The organism is Dialister sp., assembly GCF_051885895.1.
Classification (GTDB): domain Bacteria; phylum Bacillota; class Negativicutes; order Veillonellales; family Dialisteraceae; genus Dialister.
In genome coordinates, this window is sequence record NZ_JBJEXP010000030.1 from 1 (window position 1) to 2,811 (window position 2,811).

Below are 2,811 nucleotides of genomic sequence, written 5' to 3' on the forward strand. Positions count from 1 at the left end.
TCAAACGTTGGAAGAAGCAGAAAAAGCTGCACAGGGATATGTGGACGGAACGATGGAAAGTGACGGCTTCGCATACGATGGTGCTGCTGTTTTCGACCAACAGGAACGAAAGTATCTCCGTGTTTATGGTGATTACCCGGATGAAGCTGCTCATGCGCAGGTTACTGAACCTAACTTCGGCGCAAATAGCGTCGAAGTTGCTCTCGAACCGGAACACTTTATTGACCACTTCTATGTGGTGGAAGATATTCAGAAGCGTGGTGCGTTGGACATCAAGGAATATGGCTCTTTCGAGGATGCGATGAGAGCCTACCGTGAGCTTCCGTCTACGCAGATGAAAGCTCTGGGTGCGATGAATACCAGACGCCCGTTCCCCGGTAGTCTGGATCTCATTCATTGTAAGGACGGTCAGGATACTATTGTCCAGGACTTCACGAAGGTGGATGGATGGGAAAATCCTGAGGTGCATGAGGTCATCGGCAAGATCGAAGCGGCCTTTCAGGAGAAATCAGTACAGCCTGAAGTCCATGCGGAAAACTACCGCATTATGGACGATAATCTTGGCGAAGGAAGTCCCCGCCTGAAATATGTCCGAAACGTGGCTGCTATCCGTACCCTGTTCCAGTTGGAAGCAGAAGGACGTGATGCAACTCCCCAGGAACAGGAGATTTTATCGAATTATGTCGGCTGGGGTGGTTTGGCAGATGTGTTTGACCCCAATAAAGGCAGCTGGGCAGAGGAATACAAGAATCTGAAAAGTCTGCTTTCTGAGGATGAATATGCTGCGGCGAGAGCATCCACTCTGAACGCACATTACACCAGCCCTACGGTCATTCGTGGTATCTATGATGCTGTGGAACGGATGGGATTTGAAAGCGGCAACATCCTTGAACCTGCAATGGGTGTCGGTAATTTCTTTGGCTTGCTCCCCGACAGTATGCGAGACAGCCGCTTGTATGGTGTGGAGTTGGATTCCATCACGGGCAGAATTGCCCAAAAGCTCTATCCGAAAGCAGAAATTACCGTTGCCGGTTTTGAAACGACAGACCGCAGGGATTTCTTTGATCTGGCTGTGGGCAATGTGCCTTTCGGTAATTATCGTGTGTCAGATAAACCCTACGATAAACTGGGGTTCTCTATTCACAATTATTTCTTTGCAAAAACACTCGATCAGGTGAGACCCGGCGGCATAGTCGCATTTGTAACCAGCCGTTATACCATGGATTCCAAAAATCCGGATGCCAGAAAGTATATGGCTCAGAGAGCTGACTTTCTCGGCGCAATCCGTCTGCCGAACGATGCCTTTAAGAAAAACGCAGGCACCGATGTTGTCTCTGACATCATCTTCCTGCAGAAACGTGATCATCCTATCGACATTGACCAGGATTGGGTGCATCTGAACACGACACAGGATGGCTTTACTATGAACAGCTATTTTGTGGAGCACCCGGAAATGGTTCTCGGTGAGTTGACGGAAGAAAGCACACAGTACGGCAAGCAGGATTTGACGGTTCGCCCGATTGAAGGTGCGGATTTGGCCGACCAGCTGAAAGAAGCGGTCTCCCATATAAAAGGCACCTATCAAGCAGTAGAACTTCCTGAAGGGGATGAACATGGAATACAGCAGGATGTGATACCTGCAGACCCCAATGTGAAGAACTTCTCGTACACGGTTGTCGATGGTGAGGTTTATTTCCGTGAGAATTCCGTCATGCGTCACCTTGATTTGAATGACAAGGCAAAAGAGCGTGTGACTGGCATGGTGGAACTGCGCCGCATTGTCAATGAGCTGATTGAATATCAGCTTGAGGACTTCCCGGACGAGATGATCGCACAGAAGCAGCAGGAACTGAACGAAGCCTACGATGCCTTTACAGGAAAGAATGGCCTTATCAATTCCCGTGTCAACGGTCAAGCATTTGCGGATGACTCGTCCTATTACCTTCTCTGCTCTTTGGAGAATGTTGATGAGGACGGAAATCTGAAAAGCAAGGCAGATATGTTCACCAAGCGAACAATCAAACCAGAGCGTAGAGTGACCAGTGTAGACACTCCTTCCGAAGCCCTGGCAATTTCCATTGGTGAGCGTGGTCGTGTTGATCTGCCGTATATGGCAGAATTACTCGGAACACCTGGCGAATACGATACCATCACTACCGAACTGCGTGGTGTCATTTTCAAAGATCCAATGTCCCCTGATGAGCCGGAAGCCGGTTGGCAGACCGCTGATGAATACCTCTCAGGTGATGTAAGAAGCAAACTGCGTATCGCACAAATGGCGCAAAACAGAGACCCGGCTTTTTCTGTCAATGTGCAGGCCCTGGAAAAAGCTCAACCGAAAGACCTGGACGCTTCTGAAATTGATGTCCGTCTGGGTGCTACTTGGATTGACCCCGCTTATATTCAGGAGTTTATGGAGGACACCTTTGAGACCCCTTATTATCTGCGCCGAAGCATTGAGGTTAAGTTTTCTGAAATGACTGCCGAGTGGCGTATCACCGGAAAAAGTTCACCAAGCTCCAATGATGTAGCTGCGTATGTGACCTATGGTACTGACCGTGCCAATGCTTATCGTATTCTGGAAGAAACCCTGAATTTGAAAGATATTCGTATCTATGACACCATCGAAGATCCTGACGGCAAGCAAAGGCGTGTCCTGAACAAGAAAGAGACCACCCTTGCCCAGCAGAAACAGCAGGCAATCAAGGATGCGTTCAGGGACTGGATATGGAAAGATCCTCGCCGCCGTGAAGCCCTTGTTACCAAGTACAACGAGCTTTTCAATTCTACCAGACCCCGTGAATACGATGG

Annotated in this window: 1 pseudogene; it reads left to right on the forward strand. The window is 49.0% G+C overall.

Going from position 1 to position 2,811, the window contains the following annotated elements:
• Positions 1-52: 52 nt before the first annotated feature.
• Positions 53-2,811, forward strand: a pseudogene (locus ACI4N7_RS02465) (hypothetical protein); the annotation flags it as partial.